Here is an 18,925-nt window from a genome sequence, read left to right on the forward strand (position 1 = left end):
GCAGCTAGAGGATGGGCCGCTCAGATCACACATTGCGGCGCTGGATACACCTTCCCCGGGCACCCTGTGTGGCGTGCCCGGGGAAGGTCGACAGGACAGAGAGCAGGCTTGCCCTGATGGGCGATGGTCGCTTGCCTTGTGGCGGGGTGTCAGCTGTTGACGGCGGCGTGCTCGCCGACGATCGCTGCCCGCAGGGCGAGCCGGGTGCCGGTCAGGCGCGCCTTGACCGTCCCGTCGGTGGTGACGAGCGGCGCGTCCGCGCCTTGCAGGGTCAGCTCGCTGCCGGTGAGTTCAAGGTCGGTGAGCTTGCCGCCGACGTGGACGGGATTGGCCGCGTACAGGGTGCCGTGCGGGGTGACGAGTTCGAACTCGGCGTCGAGGTGCAGCTCGCTGGGGAAGCGCACCCGGCTGAGGCTGTCCTCGGTGCCCTCGCCGAGCGTGCCGCCGGACGGCCGGGACCAGCTCGCCCGCAACATCACCCGGCCGCCGAGCGCGGGGCAGTGGCCCACCAGGGCGACGCGAGCCAACTGGGCCAGCACCCCGGTGCCCTCGCCGTGCTTGTCGGGCCCGAACAGCAGGATTTCGGCCCCCGCCGCCTTGGCGTGGTCGCCGGCCAGTTCGACGCGCTCGGTCTTGCCGCCGACCTCGACCTCGATGGCGCCTTCCACTGACACCTGCATGATCAATGAAGGGTCGACCAGCATGAACAGGTACGGGGCCGCGCTCGGGGCGACGAACAGTGTGGGCGTGATCCCCACTGGCTCGTTCTCGTCGTCCGCCGGGTACCAGGCCTCGGGCAGGGTGGTGCCGCGCAGCACGTTCGGCGCCTGGGCGATGTCGAACGGGCCGTCGCCGCGAGGACGGCCGAACAGGGGCCCGGTGAGCGGCTTCTTGAAGGGCGGAACGTGGTCGACGATCCCGGAGAGGTTGATGACGTTGCGGTGCGCCAGCCGCAGCGTGCTGCTCTCCAGGATGCCGAAGTGCCGCAGGCGAAGCTCCGCGGGGAAGTTCTTGCCTGGCACGATTTGCCGGATGCGGCCGGTGTTGGGCAGGAACGGGTTGGCCAGCACCTGGACGCGGTCGTCGAGTTCGTAGCTGAAGCCCTTGATGCCGACCTCGGGAGCGCTGATGAGCTCCAGGTCGAACTCGGCATGGCCGTGCTCGTCCACACGGTGCTCGAAGCCGGGCATCGGCCACTTGTTGAGCTGGACGAACCCGGAGAGGCTGATCTCCTCACGGCGGCCGGCGTAGTAGTCGTCGCCGAACACCACGCTCGCGCAGGCGAGGATGTGAGGCCGGATCGGCTTGGGCTCGAGGTTCAGAGACTCATACGTCTCACGCAAAGCACTCATGCAATCACAGTACGTTACGGATTCGGCTTGATCCGGTAAGACCACCAGCCGGACATGATGACGATGACCTGTGAGGATACGGCGTCACCCCTGCGGATCAGCCGCCGTGGACGGCCTCGAACTCGCTGCGGGTGATCGTCATGACCCGCACCGGCTGCCCGTGGGCCGGGACGACCGTCTCGCGTTCCTGGCGCATGCCCAGCTTCGTCATGACGCGGGCGGACGCGTGGTGATCGACGTGGCAGATGCTGATGATCCGATCGAGGCCGGCCTCGGCGAATCCGAAGCGCAGTGCCTCTCCGGCTGCCTCGGTGGCGATGCCCCGGCCCCAGAATTGCCGTCCCAGCCGCCAACCGATCTCCACAGCGGGCAGCACTTCGGGCAGGAAGCCGGGGACCGTCAGCCCGGCCCAGCCGGCCAGTTGCCCGGTCTCGCGCAGTTCCACCGCGAACAATCCGAAGCCACGCTCGTCCCAGTTCCGCTCCATGAACGCGAGCGCGGCCGCGGTCTGCTCCCTGGTGCGGATCGAACCGTCGCCGATGAAGCGCATGACCTCCGGATCTCCGTCGATCATGGCCAGCGGGTCCAGATCCTCCTCACGCCAGCGGCGCAGCACCAGCCGCTCAGTTGTCAACCCCGTCACCAGTCAGTCACCTTTCAGGCAGTCGGCTCCGCAGACGCAGGGAAGGCGCCCACCATCGGTTCGCGGCGGCAGACCCGGACACCCCGTGCTCGCACTCTAGATGGGAGATCAACGAGCCGCCGCTCCGTGGGTGCGATCCGATGCGGGATCGACGAGCCACCGGTCGAACCACCCGCGGGTGCGCCGCAGCACGTCGAGCTGGTGGCTGCGCTCCTGGATCGCGTGGCCTTCTCTCGGATAGACGACGAACTCGTGCTCGACCCCGAACCACCGCAGCGCACGATGGAAGTACGTGGCCTGGCCGACCGGCACGTTCGTGTCGTCCTCGCCGTGCAGGATCAGCACCGGCGTGCGGATCTTCGAGGCGACCGTGTAGGCCACCCGCCGGCCGTCCGGAGAGATCACCGGGTGCAGCGGCGCGGCACCGTCCGCGATCAGCTGCGGCGTTACCTTACTCATGAGACTCGTCCTCCAGCGTCGAAGGTGCTGATCCGCCCTTCGGTGATCATGCCTCAGATCCGTGACGACCGGGCAGCTCCGGCAGGCCCTCCACCCGGAACGAGATCAGCACCAGATCAGCTACCAGTGATGAAAGGACCTCCGAGGGCTGCGACGTAGCCTTTCCCGGATTCCCACCTTGACCGCCTCCCGCGATCTCGGCACCATGCCCGTCATGAGTGTCGGCCTCGTCATCGCGATGCCCCTCCGTCAGTGGGGGCTCGTCGACGCGTGCATGGACAACGACGCCGGCGTCGAGACGGTAGACGGCAGTCGTCAGCGGGCCGACCTCGCGCGCAGCGTCCGACGGGCCGGTTGGGATCAGATCGCCAAGTGGACACCGGGCGTTCCGGACTCAGGAAAGTGGCCGCCGCCGGACGAGATCGTGAAACCCAAACTCACGATCGCCCAATGGCTTCTCACGGTTGACGTCCTCGAGCGCTGGGCGGCAACCGGTGACCGGGTGGGACATCACGACAGGGCCGCTCAGGAACGTGAGCTTCGAGATCTGATCGTTTCTCGGCTCCAGGCACACGGCGTTCAGATTCCGCCCGGTCGGCGATGACGGGTGTCGGTGAGAACGCCCCGGTGCGCCGGGAAGGCGGACCGGGGCTCGTGATCAATCACACGGACGGCCGACCACGCGCTTCGGCGTCACGACCGCGGCTCAGCTCGAAGGTGCCAGGCCGAGACCCGCCCGCATGTCGCGGTAGGTCGGGGTCCAGCCGAGTTCTCGCGTCGCTCTGGCATGGGAGACCCGCATCGAGGTGTCGATCATCAGATGTCCCAGGTAGGGAACGGCCAGGCGCATCATCCACCGGGGCAGCGCGAGCGGCCGTGGGGTGCCGTGTGCCCGGGCGACCGCGGTGATGAAGTCGCGCCAGCTCGCCGGGTGGTCGTCGACGATGTTGTAGGCCTGCCCGTCCCTGCCGCGTTCCATGGCCGCGACCGCGGCCGCCGCCGCGTCCTCCACATGGATGAACGACGTGGTTGCCGTCCTGCCCCGCGGTAGCACGGGAGCTCGCCTGCGCATCAGGTCGGCGAACATGTCGCTGAACGCGTTCCTGCCGTAGAACATCCCGTAGCGCAGGGCGATGCCCTCGATGCCGTCCGCGGCGAAGACCTGCTGCTCGGTGGCCACGCTGACGTCCGTCACCAGATCGCCCACGTTGCCGACGCGCAGGCCGAAGACGTCGTCCTCGGTCAGGACCCGGCTGCCGTGATCGCGGTAGCCGTACCCGGTGATCAGCGACTGGGTGACGAAGCGCCGGGCGCCTGTCACGCGCGCGGCCTCGAGCAGGTGCGCGGTCCCCCTGCCGCGCAGGGCGAGGGTGGGGTCGTCGGGGCGCAGCGTGCGGCGCGCGCCGCGGAGCGCCGTGGCCTGGTGCATGACCACGTCGACGGCGCGGCCGTCCACGGCGCGCAGCAGTCCGTCCCGGTCCATCACGTCGGCCACCACCGCGATCGCGCCGCGATCCTCGACGAGCCGCCCCTTGGCGGGGTCGCGGATGATCGCGGTCACCTGGTGACCCGCCGCCTCCAGCGCGGACAGCAGCGGCAGCCCGATGGCGCCGGTCGCCCCGGCGAGCAGCACCTTCATCGCGACCCTCGCTTCGCGTGGTGCTTGTGGTTCGACACCTGTCCTCCCTGTGCACATCAACGTCGGCGTGCGCCGCTTCGGTGGATGGGACGAGACAGCCCGTCCGGATGTGACAGTTCGGGACAGGTCAGCCCGGCAGCTCGCTGTCGGCGCGGCGGGTCGGTGACGAGTCCTGCTCAGGCGGGGCCGGCCACGGCTTCACGATCTGGCCGCGCTCGAGGCTGGTCGCCATGGCGACGAGCCGGGCGCAGATCTGCTCGATGTTCTGGTACGCCTGGTCGCGCTCGGCGATGATCACCGCGAGCAGCAGCGCGGTCAGCGCCGCCGACCCGTTGAAGGCCTGCAGCGTGACCATGTCGACCAGCAGATCATGGTGCGCGAACGGGCCGGTGCCGCGGGCGGCGGCGACGATCGCGACGGTGGAGACGACCAGCGCGCAGGCCGTCGCGCCCAGCAGCCTGAAGTGCAGGGCGGCCCAGATGAGGAACGGGAAGACGAGGAACAGCAGATTGATGGAGTTGCTCGTCGCCAGCAGCGTCACCAGGAAGATGCTGACCAGCAACGCCACCGCCTCCGCCACCCGGGCCGGACTCGGGTGCCACGGCCCTTGGAAGGCCCGGTGGAGAGCGAGCAGGAACGGCGTGACCACCAGCACGCCCATGGCGTCACCCGTCCACCACACCGACCACGTCGGCCAGAACTCGCCCGGCCGTACCACGTCGGCCAGCACCAGCGTGGCGCTGCCCACCGTGGCGCTGATCAGCATCCCGGCCAGGGCGCCGAGGAACACCAGCGCGAGCGCGTCCCGCAACCGCAGCAGCGAGCTGCGGAACCCTACGCTGGTGAGCAGCAGATAAGAGCACAGCGGGGCGAGCGTGTTACCCACGGAGATCGCCACGACCGCGGGCATCGACGGGCCGAGCGTGATGTTGACGATGAAGGCGCCCAGGGTGATCCCCGGCCACATGCGCACGCCCAGCAGCAGAAGGCACGCCAGGGCGATGCCGGTGGGTGGCCACAACGGCGTGACCTGCCCCCGGACCAGCTCTTGCTGGAGCCCCAGTTTGGCCGCCGCGACGTAGAGGCCCGCGACCAGCAGGACGCGCAGGCCCGTCGCAGCATGACCCCGGAGCCCTCCGTCGTGCCCCACGAAGCCTCACCACGCAGAAAGTCGAACAGGTCGAGGCTGCCTGCCCCACCTTATCGCTCCGCGGCTCCCGGTATAAGGCTTGACATGCCCGCCGACCTGGGACGATGCGATCACTCAGCCCACCGCGACGAAGGCCGCCGCACCTCGCAGACCTCCATATCGATCCAATTCTGGGATATCATCGCCCTATGGCGATCAATGATGGTGGCCGGTGCGTCAGCGCCGACATCGCCGCGGGGATGTCCCCCGCGGCCGCGTTGTTCCACTCCCTGTCCGACGAGAACCGGCTACGCATCGTGCAGCGGCTGGCCAGAGGCGAGGCGAGGGTGGTGGATCTGACCTGCGAACTCGGCCTGGCCCAGTCCACGGTCTCCAAGCACCTGTCCTGCCTGCGCGACTGCGGCCTGGTCGACTACCGGCCGGCGGGCCGCCAGTCGTTCTACTCCCTGACCAGGCCCGAGCTGATGGACCTGCTGGCCTCGGCCGAGCATCTGCTGGCCGCCACCGGCCACGCGGTCGCCCTGTGCCCCGTCCACGGCATCGCGGCGGACGAGGACGCCGACGGGACCGGTCTCGTCGCGGGACAGGGCGTGTCGTGACCGCGCTGGAGCTGCCCGACCCGCACCCGGCGCGGCGCGCCGTCCTGCGGCGCCGCATCCGGCTGCTGGTCGCGGCGACGATCACCTACAACGTGATCGAGGCGGCCGTCGCCATCACGGCCGGCGGCATCGCCTCCTCGGCGGCGTTGATCGGCTTCGGTCTGGACTCGGTCGTCGAGGTCGCCTCGGCCGCGGCGGTGGCCTGGCAGTTCTCCGCCGCCGACCACGAGCGGCGGGAGCGAACCGCGCTGCGGGTCATCGCGATCTCGTTCTTCGCGCTGGCCGCCTACGTCGCCGTCGAGGCCGGGCGCGCCCTCCTCGGCGCCGAGCAGGCCGACCACTCCACGCCGGGGCTGATCCTGGCCGCGGTGTCCCTGCTGGTGATGCCGTTCCTGTCGGCCGCGCAGCGCCGGGCCGGCCGCGAGCTCGGCTCGGCCTCGGCGGTGGCCGACTCCCGGCAGACGCTGCTGTGCACCTACCTGTCCGCGGTCCTGCTCGCAGGGCTGGCGCTCAACAGCCTGTTCGGCTGGTCGTGGGCCGACCCGGTCGCCGCCCTGGTGATCGCCGGCGTGGCGGTCAGGGAAGGGCGGGCGGCCTGGCGCGGGGACGGCTGCTGCGCCGTACCGGCCACGTCGCCGCGCCGGTCGGCCGCTGCCACGTCCGTCGCCTGCGGCGATGGCTGCTGCTCGAACACCACGGAGGACACCCGATGACCGGCCGTCCGATGCCCGCTCACGTGCGGGCCGCGTACCGCGCCGAGATGAGCGCCGCCCGCGCCGCCACCGACGACGCGGCCCGATGGCGGCATCTGGAACGGGCGCACATCCTGTCCCAGCCCTGGCCGTGGCCGCACACCCGCAACCACGTGGCCATGTTCGCCCTGGCCGTCGCCCAGCGCGATCGCCGCGAGGCGTTCGGGCAGGTGATCAGGATCATCGTGGCCGCGCCCGGCTCCGCGCTGGGCCGCTATCCCGAGGGCAACACGGGCCGCGCCCGGGTCGGCCTGACCCAGCCCATGCCGATGCCTGCCGACCTCGCCGAGCTGCTGCACGCCGCCGCCTGATCGCGGGCGTCGCCGGCGGCCCGCGACGGGATCGGGCCTTCCCGGTGGAGGCGCCCGATCCCGGTCGCGGGCCGCCGTCGGCTCAGGTGCTCGTGCTGTGGGCGGCCCTGCCCTGGGCCAGCAGCCGTTCGGCCTCCTCGTCGGTGAGTGATTCCAGCAGCCGGTGCATCTCCTGCTCGGCCAGCACCGCCAGGTTGGCGATGGAGAAGTCGTCGAAGGCCCGCTCCGGCGAGACGGTGACGCCCAGGGCGCGGTTGACGTCGATGAGGATCTGGTTGGCCATCACCGAGTCCCCGCCGAGCTCGAAGAATCCGTCCCGGACGCCGATGGGCTGGATGCTCATCGCCTTCTGCCAGATCGCCGCGATCTGCCGCTCCAGGTCGTTGCGCGGCGCGACGTACTCCGTCGCCAGGTCGGGCCGGTGCGAGGACTGCGTGCCGATGGACCGCAGCCGGTCCACCTCGGCCGTGGCGATCTCGGACAGGAACGACCGGCCCGTGTCGGACGGATAGAACTGCGCCAGGTTCCGCAGGTCGAACGGCAGCACCACGGGCTGCGCGCGCTCCCCCGCCGCCAGGCTCGCGAACGCGGCCGCCCCGGCGTCGGGGAGGATGGCCCTGGCCGCGGTGCGCAGCTCGCGGTCGTTGTCGGTCTCCCAGGCGGCGGCCATGCCCGCCGCCCAGGGTCCCCAGTCGAAGCTGACCGCGGGCAGGCCTTCGGCCCTGCGGTGGTGGGCCAGGGCGTCGAGGACGGCGTTGGCCGCCGCGTACCCCGCCTGGCCCGGCGAGCCGAGCACTCCCGCGGCGCTGGAGAAGAGGGCGAACCAGTCCAGCTCGTCACCGGAGGTGAGCTCGTGCAGGTGCCGAGCGCCCGACACCTTGGGGCCGAAGACGTCCTGCACCCCGCGGGCTTCGAGGTCGAGCAGCGGGCCGTTGTGCAGCAGCCCGGCCGCGTGGACGACGCCGCGCAGCGGCCCGCCGGCCCGGGCCTGCCGCAGCGCGCCGTCGAGCTGGTGGCGGTCGGACACGTCCGCGACCAGGACGCGCACGTCCACGCCGCGCGCCCGCCAGGCCGACACCTCGGCGCCCTCGCGTGCCGTCCTGCCGATCAGCACGAGCCGGCGGGCGCCCAGCTCGACCAGGTGCGCGGCCACCCGCAGGCCCAGCGCGCCGGTGCCGCCGGTGATGGCGTAGCCGCCGTCGGCACGGACCGTGACCGGCGGGCCCACCGGTCCGTCGTCGGGCGCGATCCGCCTGACGTACCGCAGGCCGGAGCGGTACCCGACCTCGGCGTCCGCCCATGGCGCCGCCAGTTCCTCGCGGATCGTGGACACCGGGTCCTGATCGTCGGGGTCGAGGTCGAGGCACAGGAACTCCAGCGAGGGGTGCTCCAGCGGGATCACCTTCGCCAGCCCCCAGACGGCCGCGGCGAACGGGTCGCGCACCGGGTGCCCGCCCACGGGCTGGGCGCCGGTGGTGGCGAAGAGCACCCGCGGGGTCTGCCCGGCGATGCCGTACGACAGCGCCCGCAGTAGCAGCGCGGCCGACAGCGTCCCCGTGTCCGCGTCGGCGCCGGGCAGGTGGATCACGCCGCGCAGCGGGCCCGTGGCCGTCAGGTGGTGCACGAGCTGCCGGTAGTGGCCGGCCTGGCCCGGGTCGATCGACAGTTCCTCGGCGTCCAGCCGGAGATCTCCGGTCGTGCGGCAGATCCGGAATCCCGCCCGCTCGGCCAGCCGGTCGGCCAGCCGCTCCCCCGGCGGGGCGATCACCACCCACCCGCCGGGGAACCGGCCGGTCGGGCAGGCGGGGACGGGCCGTGGGCGCCAGGTCACCTGGTAGAGCCGGAGTCCGGGCAGGCGGGCGGCCTGCGGGTCCAGGACGGCACGCCGCAGGGTGAGCCCGGTGACGCGGGCCACCGGCGCCCCGTCCTCACCGGTCAGGTCGAGGTCCGCGGTCAGCTCCGCGCCACTCGACGCTCCGAGCGTCACGTGCACGTGGGTGGCCGCGTCCGGCTCGGCCCACCACGTCAGCTCCTCGACGGCGACGGGAAGGGCGGGGCCGCGGCCCGGGTCCACGAGCGCGGCGACCACGTGGAAGGCCGCGTCGAGCAGGCGGACGCGATCCCCGCCGCCGGAGAGCACGCCCAGCGCCTCGCCGCTCCCCTTCCACACCCGCTCGACCCCGCGGAAGGCGGGCCCGTAGTCGAGGCCGTGCCGGCGCAGCAGCTCGTACAGCTCGGCGCCCGCGACCTCGTGCGGGCAGCGTGCCCGCACGCGCGCCAGGTCCAGGGGGGCGGGGGCGGGCGCGGCGGCCACGAGACGTCCGGCCGCGTGCTCGCGCCACTGGCCGTCGTCCTCGCGGGCGTGGACGGTGACCGTCCGCCGTTCCCTGTCGAGGGTCGTCTGCAGGCGGCGTCTGCCGCCCAGCACCAGCGGGCGGTGCAGGCGCAGCCCCGCCACCGCCTCGTGCCGCCCGCCCGCGCGGCGCAGCAGGTCCGCGTAGCCCGCCGCGGGGAAGACCACCTGCTCGCCGACCTTGTGGTCGGACAGGTACGGCAGCGTCACCGGGTCCAGGTCGCCCTGCCAGATCGTGTGGCCCGGCGACGTGGCCAGGTCCAGCGCGCCGCCCAGCAGCGGGTCGGCGCCGGCGCGGCGGTCGCCCGCGGGGCGGTCCAGCCAGAAGCGGCGGCGGCGCCACGGCGTGACCGGGGCGCTCACGACGGGCGAGCCGGACGGGTAGAGGCGCCGCCACCGGACGGCCGCGCCCAGCGCGAACAACGCGCCCAGCGTGCGCAGCACGGCGAGCTGTTGCCCATCGCCGTCGTCGACACAGGTGAGCACCCGTGCGCGGGTTCCGGCCAGGGCGCGCAGGGAAGCCTGGAGCACCGGCTTCGGCCCGACCTCGAGCAGCACGTCCACGCCGTCGTCCAGCGCGGCGGTGACCGCGTCGGCGAACAGGACGGGCTCGCGGACCCCGCGGCCCCACCGCTCGCCGTCCGTCACCGTCACGCGGCGGCCGGTGATCGTGGAATAGAGCGGCACCTCCGGCTCGGCCGACCCGGCCGACCCGGCCTGCTCGGCGTCGAGCAGTTCGGCGGCCCGCGCCATCGACGCGGAGTGGAAGGCGTAGGCGACGGGCAGGCGCCGGGCGAAGACGCCCGCCTCGGTCAGGGCCCGCGCCACCTCCGCCAGCCTGTCGGCCGGGCCGGCCAGCACGGTGGCGGTGGGCGCGTTCACCGCGGCCACCTCGACGCCGTCCTCGCACCACCGGCGTGCCTCGGCGACGGGCAGGCCGACGGCGAGCATGCCGCCGCCGGGTGCGGCCTCGGCCATGAGCCGCCCGCGCGCGACGGCCAGCCGCATCCCCGCCTCGAGGTCCAGTTCGCCGGCGGCCACCGCGGCGGAGATCTCGCCCACGCTGTGCCCCGCCACGACGGCGGGCACGATGCCGTAGGAGCCGAGAAGCTCGGTCAGGGCGATCTGCACGGCCACGATCAGCGGCTGGGCCACCGCGGTGTGCTCGAGGTCCACCGGCTCACCGCCGTCGAGCGCCGCTTCGATCGACCAGCCCAGCAGCTCGCGCGCCGCCTCGTCGCAGCGGCGGATCACCGAGCGGAACAGCGGCTCGCCGGTCAGGAGCGCGCGGGCCATCCCGGGCCACTGGCTGCCCTGGCCGGAGAAGACGAAGGCGACGCGCGGCGGCGCGGCGGGGACAGGGGACGCCTCCGGCCGGGCCGCGGCGACGGCCTGGCGCAGCTCGGCCGGACCGCCCGCGACCACGGCCGTCCGGTAGGGGCGGTGGTGCGTGCGCCGGGTGGCCATGGTGGCGGCCACCGCGAGGATCTCCGGCTCGTCGGCGGAGTCGATGCGGCGGGCCGTACGGGAGAGGAGTTCGGCGAGCTCGTCGTGACCGCGCGCGGTGAGGGGCAGCAGCAGGGGGCCCGCGCTCGGGGCCGCCGGCGCGGTGGCGGGAGCCTCGCCGACGACGACGTGCGCGTTGGTCCCGCCGAAACCGAAGCTGCTCACGCCCGCGAGGCGACGCCCGTCCGGCCAGTTCGCCGGACGGGTGGCCACCCGGAGCCGGTGCTCGTCGAAGGGGATGCGCGGGTTGGGGGTGGAGTAGTGGAGGCTGGGCGGGATGAGGCCGTGGTGCACGGCCAGGACCGTCTTGATCAGCCCGGCCACTCCGGCCGCGGCCTCCAGATGCCCGATGTTGCCCTTGACCGAGCCGATCAGGCACTCGCCCGCCTCGGGACCGCGGGCCGCGGCGAGCGAGCCGGCCTCGATGGGGTCGCCGAGCGGGGTTCCGGTGCCGTGGCACTCCACGTACCGGGCGTCGGCGGGGGCCAGCCCGGCATCGGCGTAGGCCTCGTGCAGGACGGCGCGCTGGGCGGCCGGGTTGGGGGCGGTGAGGCCGTTGGACGCCCCGTCCTGGTTCACCGCGCTCCCCCTGAGGACGGCGTAGATCCGGTCCCCCGCGGCCAGCGCGTCCTCCAGGCGCTTGAGCACGACGACGCCGCAGCCCTCACCGCGCACGTAACCGTTGGCGGCGGCGTCGAACGGCTTGCAGCGGCCGTCGGGGGCGAGCATGCCCGCCTTGCTCAGCCCGATGGAGGGTTCCGGCTCGATCAGCGCGTTGACCCCGCAGGCGAGGGCCTGGTCGCAGTCGCCCGCCCGCAGGGCGCGGATCGCCAGGTGGGTGGCGACCAGCGAGGAGGAGCAGGCGGTGTCCACCGCGACGCTGGGGCCGTGCCAGTCGTAGAAGTACGACAGCCGGTTGGCGGCGACCGCGAAGGAGTTGCCCGTGGTGGTGTGGACGCTGATGCGGTCGGGGTCGGACACCTGGCGGTGGGCGTAGTCACCGGTGGCGATGCCGACGAAGACCCCGGTGCGTGAGCCCCTCAGGCGGCCCGGTGGGCTGCCCGCGTCCTCCATGGCGTCCCAGCTGGTCTCCAGCAGCAGGCGCTGCTGCGGGTCCATGCGCAGCGCCTCCGCCTCCGAGACGCGGAAGAAGGCCGCGTCGAAGTCGGCCAGGCCGTCCAGGAAACCGCCTCGGGTGCTGATCAGCTTTCCGGGTGCGGCCGGGTCGGGGTCGGCCACGCCGTCGGGCCACCGGTCCTGTGGTACCTCCCGCACCGCCTCGGTGCCGGTCAGCAGGAGGTTCCAGTACTGCTCGGCGTCCGCCGCGCCGGGCATGCGGCAGGCCAGCCCGACCACGGCGACCGGGCCGGGGGCCGGGCCGGGCGCGGCCGTGGCGGCGCCCCGGGGCCCGGAACCGGAAGCGGGCACGGCCCAGCCGCCGACGGGCCGCGGCGCCGAGGGGTCCCCGCCGCCGTCGAGGCGGCTCAGGTGGGCGGCGAGCGCGGCGATCGTCGAGTGCTCGAACAGCAGGGCGGGGTCGATGAGCCGCCCCAGCCGGCGGCCGATGCGCTCGGCCAGCTCGGCGACGCGCACCGAGTCGAGGCCGTTGGCCGCGAAGGTCTGCTCGGGGTCGGCGTCCTTCCGTCTGCCCAGCTCGGCGACCTGGGTGGTGAGCCACTCCCGCAGATCATCCCGGTTCACGAGATATCACCGTCCGTGTGCAAGATCGTGATGTCTCCGTTGTGCAGCGCGTCCCTGGTCGCCGACCGGCGTGGCTTGCCGCTGGAGGTCTTGAGCACGCTGCGAGGGGGCACCAGGTACAGCCGCGAGATCGGCACCTGCTGGTCGGCGAGGACGGCCCCGGCGATCGCCGCCGCCAGGGTGCGCAGTTCCTCCGGATCCCGCGTGGTGACCTCCTGGAGCAACGCGACGCCCTCGCCGTCCGCCCCCTGGATCGAGAACGCCACCCCGCCGCCCGGACGCAGGCGGCGGTCCACCTGCTGGGCCACCCGTTCGATGTCGTGGGGGTAGACGTTGCGGCCACGAACGATCACGACGTCCTTGCGCCTGCCGGTGACGAACAGCCGCCCGTCGCGCAGCACCCCGAGGTCGCCGGTGCGCAGATAGCCCGCGTCCGTGGCGGGCAGCCGGGCGCCGAACGCCGCCCGGGTCTCCTCGGGCTTGCGCCAGTAGCCGTCGGCCACGCCGGGCGCCGCGACCCAGATCTCGCCCACCACGCCGTCGGGCAGCTCCCGCCCCGACCCGGGGTCCACGATCCGCACGTCGTGATCAGGGGGCAGGCCACCCGCGTCGGCCAGCTCGACCGCGCGCGGGTCGGCGGAGTCGCACTCCACCGCCTTGCCCTCGCCGAGCTCCCCGCGCAGCACATGGGCGAACCTCGGCTCGCCGCGCCGCGCGCCGGTCACGATCAGGCTCGCCTCGGCCAGGCCGTAGCAGCCGACCACCGTGCCCGGCCGCAGGCCGCTGGGCGCGAAGGCGGCCTCGAAGGCCCGCGCCACGTCCGGGTTGATGGGTTCGGCCCCGTTGAAGGCGACCTCCCAGCTGGACAGGTCGAGCCGGTCCTGCGGGATCGCGTCGGCCCGCCGGGTGCACAGGTAGTAGGCGAAGCTGGGACCGCCGCTGATCGTGCCGCCGACCCTGCTGATGAGTTCCAGCCAGCGCAGCGGCCGGTGCAGGAAGTGCATCGGGGACATCAGGTAACAGGGCATCCCGCGGAACAGCGGGTAGAGCACGGTGCCGATGAGGCCCATGTCGTGGTAGAGCGGCAGCCACGAGACCACCGTCCCGGTGGCGGGACGGCCGGTGAACCAGTCCATCGAGGCCAGGTTGCCAAGCAGGTGCCGGTGGCGCAGCACGACCCCCTTGGGCGACCCGGTCGAACCGGAGGTGTACTGGAGCATGGCCACGGTGTCCGGCCGGACCCTGGGAGCGCGCCACGCGTCCGCCGGCCGTCCGTCGGGCACCAGCCACGGCAGCCCCCGGAGCGCGTCCAGGCCCGCGGCGACCTCGGCGAGGGCGACCGTCAGCGGGGAGGCGAGCACCGCCTCGGCGCCGCAGTCGGCGGCCACCCGCGCCACGCTCGCGAGCCCGGCGTCGGGCCGCGCGGGCGCCGGCGGGTAGACGGGCACCGCGACCACGCCCGCGAACAGGCAGCCGAAGAAGGCGGCCAGGAAGTCCAGGCCGGGCTCGAAGACCAGCAGCACCCGCCCGCCCGGGGCGACGCGCTCGCCGAGCAGCGCGCCGATCGCGGCGGCCCGCTGCTCCAGCTCGCCGTACGTCATCGACCTGAGGTCCTGCTCCCCGTCCACGAGGAAGCCGTAGGCGTGTCCGTCACCGCCGGCCTGCGCACGCTCACGGACCAGCCCGACCAGGGTGTCAGCCATGACCCGGCCTCTCTCCCCCGCCCGCGCCGCCGATGTGCAGCCGCCACAGCGAGGCGGCGTCCAGCGCGCGCTGGGTGCCCACCTGCTGCACGGTGACTCCGTCGCGTTCCCACAGCCGCGGGTAGGACTCCACGACCGGGGGCGGCACGTCCTCGATGGGGGTGACCCTGTCCATCGCCTTGTCGATGTAGGGCGCCAGGTCGGCCTGCTTGGCCCGCTCGCGCTCGGCGTGCCGTTCGGCGAACTCGGGCAGCACCCGGCGACCCAGCAGTTCCAGGGACTCGCAGATGTGCTCGTGCTCGTACCGGCCGCCCTGCTGGAGCAGGATGAGCTGGTCCACCCCGGCCTCCTCCAGCCCGCGGAAGTGCTCGGCCGCCTCCTCGGGGGTGCCGACCGCCCCCAGCCCCGCCATCGGCTCGGGCTCGGTGCGCTTGAACTCCTCCCACAGGTTGGTACGGCCCGGCACGTGCGCACCGAACCGGTAGTAGTGCGCCAGCGCCCACTTGAAGAACTGCTGCCCCTCGACGCCGCGGGCGCGGGCGAGATCGCCGTCCTCGTTGACCATGACCCCGGCCAGCATCGCGATGTTGGGGTTGACGGTCTGCCCGATGGGCTGACACTCGCGCTTGAAGGTGTCGTAGTACTCGCGCACCCAGAACCGCGCCTCCCCGGCGTCCATGAAGGAGAAGGTCAGCGCGCCCATGCCGAGCCGGGCGGCCAGCTTGAGCGTGTCGCGGTTGGTGCAGGCCACCCACAGCGGCGGGTGGGGCCGCTGGACCGGCTTGGGCACCACGTTGCGCGGCGGCATCGAGAAGTACTCACCCTGGTAGCCCGGGTACGGCTCGGCCGTCATCATCCGGGCCGCCTCGCGCACGCCTTCGGCCCACATGGCGCGTTTCTCGATGTAGTTGACCCTGAAGCCCTCCAGTTCGAGCCGGGAGCTGGACTCCCCCGTGCCCCACTCGACCCGCCCGCCGCTGACCAGGTCGAGCATGGAGATGCGCTCGGCCACCCTGGCGGGATGGTTGTAGGCGGGCGGCATGAGCGTGATGCCGTGCCCCAGCCGCATGCGCGTGGTGCGCTGGCTCACCGCCGCCAGGAACACCTCGGGCGCGGTGGAGTGGGAGTACTCCTCCAGGAAGTGGTGCTCCTGCGCCCAGGCGTACTCGATGCCCGCGGCCTCGCCCAGCTCGGCCCACTCCAGGGCGTTGGAGACCAGCTCCTGCTCGCTGTCCTGGCGCCAGGGCCGGGGCAGCTGGAGCTCGAAGAACATGCCGAACCGCATGGCTCACCTCCGTTAACTCTGTTCTCGCTCGCCGAGCAGGCCCGCGAGCAACGCGTCGAGCCGGTCCGCCGGAACCTCCTCGACCAGGGAGCGGATGCGTTCCCCTTCGTCGGCGAGCTGCCGCCGCCGGTCGAGGTCCTCCTGGATCATCCGCGCCAGGTTCTGCAGCGTCGGGGTGCGGAACACCTTCTGGAGCACCAGCTCGACGTCGTAGCGGCGTTGCAGGTGCACCACCAGCTGCGCGGCGCGGATGGAGTTGCCGCCCAGGTCGAAGAAGTCGTCGTGCAGCCCGATCCGGTCCACCTCGAGGTACTCGGCGACGTGCGCGGCCAGCTCGATCTCCAGCTCCGTGCACGGCTCGACGTACGGCGTGCCGGATGTCCTTTCTCCCTGGGCGGGCGCCGGCAGCCGCGCTCTGTCGGTCTTGCCGGTCCGGGTCCTGGGCAGTTCGTCGAGCAGCACGAAGCGGTCGGGCACGAGGTAGGCGGGCAGCTGCTCGCGCAGCCGCCTGCGCACCGCGGGGATCAGCTCGGTGTCCTCGTACAGGGCCTTGTTGGTGCTGACGAGGTAGGCGACCAGCAGGTCGTCCTGGACGGCGACCGCGCATTCCCGCACCCGGGGGTTGGCCTCGATGGCCGCCTCGATCTCGCCCGGCTCCACCCGGTGGCCGCGCACCTTGACCTGGTCGTCGTTGCGGCCGATGAACTGCAGGGTGCCGTCGGGGCGGTAGCGGGCGTGGTCGCCGGTCCGGTAGAGACGCTCGCCCGGCACGGTGGCGAACGGGTCGGGCACGAAGCGTTCCGCCGTGGCCGCCGCCCGGCCGTGATAGCCCCTGGCCAGCGCGACCCCGCCCACGCATATCTCGCCCACCGCCCCGATCGGGACCGGCCTCAGCTCCTCGTCCAGCAGGTGCACCCGGGTGTTGGCGATGGGTTCGCCCAGCGGAACCGGGGAGTCGAGGGTGAGCGCGGCCACCGTCACCCACACCGTGGTCTCGGTGGGACCGTACTGCGTCCAGGCCGCCCGCTGGGTGGCCGCGAGCTCGGTGGCCAGCCGCCGGCTGACCCGCTCGCCGCCCACCAGCGCCGTGAGGAGCAGGTTGCCGGGGCGCAGCAGCCGCCACAGGGTCGGGGTGGCCGACAGGACCGTGACGCCGCCCTCGGCCAACGCGTTCTCCAGGCCGTCGCCGAGGTCGTCCTGATCGACCAGGTGGATCCGGCCGCCGAGCGCCAGGGTGCCGAAGATCTCGGCGATCGAGGCGTCGAAGGCGGGGCTGGCGACCGCGCCGACCACGTCGTCCGGGCCGATGCCGTGCACCTCGGACAGGGAGTGCACGTAGTTCACCGCCGCGCGATGGCTGATCTCGACGCCCTTGGGCGTGCCGGTCGACCCGGAGGTGTAGATCATGTAGGCCAGGTTCTCCGGTGCCACGGGGACGTCCGGGGGCGCGTCGTCCTCGTCCTCGTCCAGGACGAGGTCGGGCGCCGCCGTCCCGATCACGACGGTGGCGCCGCTGTCGGCCAGGACCTCGGCGCGGCGGCGCGGGCCGTGCGCCGGGTCGATCGGGACGTAGACCGCGCCCGCCCTGAGCACCCCGAGCGCGGCCACGACCAGGTCGGGCGAGCGTTCCAGGCACACCGCGACCATCGACTCCGCCCCGACGCCCAGCTGGGCCAGGCGTCGCGCGAGCCGGTTGGCCCGGCGGTCCAGCCGGCCGTACGTCAGCGCGCCGGTCACGGCGACCGCCTCCGGCCGCTCGCGGCAGTGCCGGGCGATCAGCTCGTGCAGGCACACCGGCGGCCGTTCCCGCCGCGGGCCGGTCGCCAGGCGGGCTAGCTCCCGCCGCTCCTCGGCGGAGGGCAGGTCGAGCTCGGCGATCGGCGTGTCGGGCCGCGCGAGCAGCGTCCGCACCGTCGCCACGAACCGGCGCGCCAGCAGCTCGGCGGTGTCCGGGCCGAACAGGTCCGCGCGGAACACCAGGCTGCCGTGGACGGCGGGCCGCTCCCAGAGGAAGAACTCCAGGTCGGCGCGGGCGGTACGCCAGCCGAGCTGGACCGGCTCCAACCGGAGGCCGGCGAAGTCGCTGACGGGAGAGGGCGGCTGCATCACGAACGTCACAGGGAACGGCCCGCTCGACGAGGCGTCCCTGGGCAGGTCCAGCTCCTCCACCAGCAGGTCGAAGGGCACGTGCTGGTGCTCCAGCGCCTCCAGGCAGGTCCGCCTGACGGAGGCCAGCAGCTCGTGGAAGCTCTGCCGGGTCTCCACGTCGACGCGCAGCCCCACGGTGTTGGTCAGGTTGCCGATCAGTCCCCGCGTCTCCGGCAGGTCCCGGCCCGCGACCACGCCGGCGATCGCGATGTCCCGCACCCCGGTCGTCTGCCTGAGCAGGACGGCCAGCGCGGTGAGCAGGACCATGTACGGCGTGGCGTTGGCCGCGCGCGCGGCGGCGCGGATCAGGGCGTCGTCGTCGTCGTGGAACGGCAGCGCCCGCCAGTCGCCGGCGGTGGTGAACTCCGGCGGCCGGGGCTCGTCCGCGGGTAGCCGGAGCGGGCTGATCCCGGCCAGCCGGTCGCGCCAGTACGCCAGGTCGCCGGCCTGGCCGCCGCTGCGGCGCTCGTGGGCGGCGACGTCGGCGAAGCGGATCGGCAGCGCGTCGTGCACGGGGACGCTGCCCGCGGCCCTGGCCTGGTAGGCCGACGACAGCTCCAGCAGGGCGACGGCCAGCGCCCAGCCGTCGCCGATGATGTGGTGCACGACCATGACGAGCATGTCCTGCTCGGGCAGCCGGATGAGCAGGAGGCGGGCCAGCGGGCCGCCGGCCAGGTTCATCGGCCCGTCCACCGCCGCCCGCGCCCTGCTCAGGGCCGCCTCGAGAGCCTGCGCGGCGGGCAGGTCACGCAGGTCGACGGTCTCCAGGGACGGCCTGGCCGTCTCGTCCACGATCTGGAGCGGCTCGTCGTCCACGACCCTGATCACCGTGCGCAGCGTGTCGTGCCGTGCCACCAGGTCGTCCAGTGCCCGCGCGAGCAGGGCCGGATCCAGCCGGCCGTCGAGCAGCACGCAGTGGCTGAGGTTGAAGGCGGAGGAGCCGGGGGTCAGCTGGTCCAGGAACCACAGGCGGCGCTGGGCGTACGACAGCGGCGCGGGGCCGGGACCGTGCACCGGGATGACCGGTGTCGCCGGTGCCGCGACCCTGCCCTCACGCCACTGGCGAAGCAGGGCCGCTTTGAGCTCCGACAGCTCGGAGCCCTGCTTCGCGTCGCTCACTGTGACCGCTCCCTGAGGCTGAGGGGACGAAGGTCGGTCCAGACCTGGTCGATGTGGGCCAGGCACTCGCTCCTGGTGCCGCGGTAGCCCGCCTCCCGCCACCCGGCCGGCAGGCTCCGGTCCGCCCACCAGACCGAGTACTGCTCCTCGTGGTTGACCACCACCGTGAAGGTGGCGGCGTCGATGTCGCTCATCGGTCCTCTCC

The 18,925-nt window shown here is 73.1% G+C and carries 14 protein-coding genes; 4 read left to right on the forward strand and 10 right to left on the reverse strand.

Annotation, left to right across the window (positions count from 1 at the left end; genetic code table 11):
• Nucleotides 1-149 precede the first annotated feature (149 nt).
• The 3 genes from ACWEVS_RS41725 to ACWEVS_RS41735 all read right to left on the reverse strand — a co-directional run bounded on the left by ACWEVS_RS41725 (nucleotide 150) and on the right by ACWEVS_RS41735 (nucleotide 2,454).
• A complete protein-coding gene (locus tag ACWEVS_RS41725) occupies nucleotides 150-1,352 on the reverse strand; it encodes a DUF6004 family protein (protein ID WP_452556398.1) in 1,203 nt (400 codons plus the stop codon).
• Between the two features lie 97 nt (nucleotides 1,353-1,449).
• Nucleotides 1,450-1,995, reverse strand: coding sequence for a GNAT family N-acetyltransferase (locus ACWEVS_RS41730; RefSeq protein WP_452556400.1), 546 nt, complete (start codon nucleotides 1,993-1,995; stop codon nucleotides 1,450-1,452).
• A gap of 108 nt (nucleotides 1,996-2,103) precedes the next feature.
• Entirely contained in the window at nucleotides 2,104-2,454 is a 351-nt protein-coding gene (locus ACWEVS_RS41735) for an alpha/beta hydrolase family protein (protein WP_452418201.1), read from the reverse strand.
• Between the two features lie 214 nt (nucleotides 2,455-2,668).
• On the opposite strand from ACWEVS_RS41735, the gene ACWEVS_RS41740 reads away from it, so the two are divergent.
• Nucleotides 2,669-3,058, forward strand: a complete 390-nt coding sequence (locus tag ACWEVS_RS41740; protein WP_452556402.1) for a hypothetical protein — start codon at nucleotides 2,669-2,671, stop codon at nucleotides 3,056-3,058.
• 102 nt (nucleotides 3,059-3,160) lie between these two features.
• On the opposite strand, the gene ACWEVS_RS41745 is transcribed toward ACWEVS_RS41740, so the two are convergent.
• Nucleotides 3,161-4,093 carry an NAD-dependent epimerase/dehydratase family protein gene (locus tag ACWEVS_RS41745; protein ID WP_452556404.1) on the reverse strand — a complete coding sequence of 311 codons (933 nt, stop codon included), beginning with the start codon at nucleotides 4,091-4,093 and terminating at the stop codon, nucleotides 3,161-3,163.
• Nucleotides 4,094-4,220: 127 nt separating this feature from the next.
• The gene (locus tag ACWEVS_RS41750) at nucleotides 4,221-5,243 is read right to left on the reverse strand and encodes an MASE1 domain-containing protein (RefSeq protein WP_452556406.1); all 1,023 of its coding nucleotides are present in this window, start codon (nucleotides 5,241-5,243) and stop codon (nucleotides 4,221-4,223) included.
• A 188-nt stretch (nucleotides 5,244-5,431) separates the two neighbouring features.
• Between ACWEVS_RS41750 and ACWEVS_RS41755 the strand changes: the two genes are divergently transcribed.
• From ACWEVS_RS41755 to ACWEVS_RS41765, 3 genes are read left to right on the forward strand one after another with little or no spacing between them, the layout of a single operon-like run.
• Nucleotides 5,432-5,842 carry an ArsR/SmtB family transcription factor gene (locus ACWEVS_RS41755; RefSeq protein WP_452556408.1) on the forward strand — a complete coding sequence of 137 codons (411 nt, stop codon included), beginning with the start codon at nucleotides 5,432-5,434 and terminating at the stop codon, nucleotides 5,840-5,842.
• Nucleotides 5,839-6,555 carry a cation transporter gene (locus ACWEVS_RS41760; protein ID WP_452556410.1) on the forward strand — a complete coding sequence of 239 codons (717 nt, stop codon included), beginning with the start codon at nucleotides 5,839-5,841 and terminating at the stop codon, nucleotides 6,553-6,555. Before ACWEVS_RS41755 ends, ACWEVS_RS41760 begins: the two co-directional genes overlap by 4 nt.
• A complete protein-coding gene (locus tag ACWEVS_RS41765; RefSeq protein ID WP_449930289.1) occupies nucleotides 6,552-6,905 on the forward strand; it encodes a DUF3703 domain-containing protein in 354 nt (117 codons plus the stop codon). Before ACWEVS_RS41760 ends, ACWEVS_RS41765 begins: the two co-directional genes overlap by 4 nt.
• A gap of 82 nt (nucleotides 6,906-6,987) precedes the next feature.
• Here ACWEVS_RS41765 and ACWEVS_RS41770 read toward each other — a convergent pair whose 3' ends face one another.
• Genes ACWEVS_RS41770 through ACWEVS_RS41790 form a run of 5 tightly spaced genes read right to left on the reverse strand, consistent with a single transcriptional unit; the run spans nucleotide 6,988 to nucleotide 18,914 of the window.
• The gene (locus ACWEVS_RS41770; RefSeq protein ID WP_452556412.1) at nucleotides 6,988-12,465 is read right to left on the reverse strand and encodes an SDR family NAD(P)-dependent oxidoreductase; all 5,478 of its coding nucleotides are present in this window, start codon (nucleotides 12,463-12,465) and stop codon (nucleotides 6,988-6,990) included.
• Entirely contained in the window at nucleotides 12,462-14,168 is a 1,707-nt protein-coding gene (locus ACWEVS_RS41775; protein ID WP_452556414.1) for a fatty acyl-AMP ligase, read from the reverse strand. Before ACWEVS_RS41775 ends, ACWEVS_RS41770 begins: the two co-directional genes overlap by 4 nt.
• Nucleotides 14,161-15,453: an LLM class flavin-dependent oxidoreductase gene (locus ACWEVS_RS41780; protein WP_449930283.1), complete on the reverse strand. Its 1,293-nt coding sequence runs from the start codon at nucleotides 15,451-15,453 to the stop codon at nucleotides 14,161-14,163. Before ACWEVS_RS41780 ends, ACWEVS_RS41775 begins: the two co-directional genes overlap by 8 nt.
• A gap of 12 nt (nucleotides 15,454-15,465) precedes the next feature.
• Entirely contained in the window at nucleotides 15,466-18,720 is a 3,255-nt protein-coding gene (locus ACWEVS_RS41785) for a non-ribosomal peptide synthetase (RefSeq protein WP_452556416.1), read from the reverse strand.
• Nucleotides 18,717-18,914, reverse strand: coding sequence for an MbtH family protein (locus ACWEVS_RS41790; RefSeq protein WP_354915398.1), 198 nt, complete (start codon nucleotides 18,912-18,914; stop codon nucleotides 18,717-18,719). The genes ACWEVS_RS41785 and ACWEVS_RS41790 overlap by 4 nt, the downstream gene beginning before the upstream one ends.
• Nucleotides 18,915-18,925: the final 11 nt, after the last annotated feature.

The sequence above is a fragment of the Nonomuraea sp. NPDC003754 genome, assembly GCF_053605785.1.

Excerpts from the sequence above, each read along its gene's own strand:
- ACWEVS_RS41725 (WP_452556398.1), bottom strand. The coding sequence starts at position 1,352 with ATGAGTGCTTTGCGTGAGACGTATGAGTCTCTGAACCTCGAGCCCAAG.
- ACWEVS_RS41735 (WP_452418201.1), bottom strand. The coding sequence starts at position 2,454 with ATGAGTAAGGTAACGCCGCAGCTGATCGCGGACGGTGCCGCGCCGCTG.
- ACWEVS_RS41780 (WP_449930283.1), bottom strand. The coding sequence starts at position 15,453 with ATGCGGTTCGGCATGTTCTTCGAGCTCCAGCTGCCCCGGCCCTGGCGC.
- ACWEVS_RS41755 (WP_452556408.1), top strand. The coding sequence starts at position 5,432 with ATGGCGATCAATGATGGTGGCCGGTGCGTCAGCGCCGACATCGCCGCG.
- ACWEVS_RS41745 (WP_452556404.1), bottom strand. The coding sequence starts at position 4,093 with ATGAAGGTGCTGCTCGCCGGGGCGACCGGCGCCATCGGGCTGCCGCTG.
- ACWEVS_RS41775 (WP_452556414.1), bottom strand. The coding sequence starts at position 14,168 with ATGGCTGACACCCTGGTCGGGCTGGTCCGTGAGCGTGCGCAGGCCGGC.
- ACWEVS_RS41790 (WP_354915398.1), bottom strand. The coding sequence starts at position 18,914 with ATGAGCGACATCGACGCCGCCACCTTCACGGTGGTGGTCAACCACGAG.
- ACWEVS_RS41765 (WP_449930289.1), top strand. The coding sequence starts at position 6,552 with ATGACCGGCCGTCCGATGCCCGCTCACGTGCGGGCCGCGTACCGCGCC.
- ACWEVS_RS41740 (WP_452556402.1), top strand. The coding sequence starts at position 2,669 with ATGAGTGTCGGCCTCGTCATCGCGATGCCCCTCCGTCAGTGGGGGCTC.